Raw genomic sequence first — 536 nt, forward strand, 5'->3', positions numbered from 1 at the left:
CAAAGACCCGAATCCGAATCCGTCCCCGTCGGTATCCGCATAGAAATCGAAAGAGGCATGCTTGGTGTTGTCGGTGTCATCACAATCCAATCCTGAAGATGAAACTGAGGTTCCCGCAGGGCTCGATACCCCATAGCAAGTGGCAAGCGGAGTCGCTGAAGTGGCATACCCGTCTCCGTCTGCGTCCGTATACAGGTCGGCCGTTCTCCATTTGGTATTGTCTGAAGGAGCACAATCTGTATTGTTGGATGAATAACCCGCAGGTGGTGTTGAGCTGTTCACGGCACATACACTCACCAAAGAACCGGCTCCGAATCCGTCGTTATCGGTATCCGCATAGAAATCGAATGAAGCGTGTTTGGTGTTGTCGGCATCGTTACAGTCAACTCCCAATGAAGAAACACTGTACCCCGCAGGAATCGAAGCTCCGTAGCAAACGGATGTCGCGGTGGAAGAAGTGGTATATCCATCACCATCGCTATCAACGAATAACAGGGCAGATTGCCATTTGGCATTATCGGCCGGCGCACAGTCTG

General features: G+C 51.7%; 1 protein-coding gene. It reads right to left on the reverse strand.

The features are described 5' to 3' along the window. Positions 1–536: hypothetical protein (locus tag G6047_RS00220; RefSeq protein WP_211165348.1), on the reverse strand; the 536-nt coding region annotated here is incomplete at both ends.

The organism is Flavobacterium silvaticum (genome assembly GCF_012911565.1).
Lineage (GTDB): Bacteria > Bacteroidota > Bacteroidia > Flavobacteriales > Flavobacteriaceae > Flavobacterium > Flavobacterium silvaticum.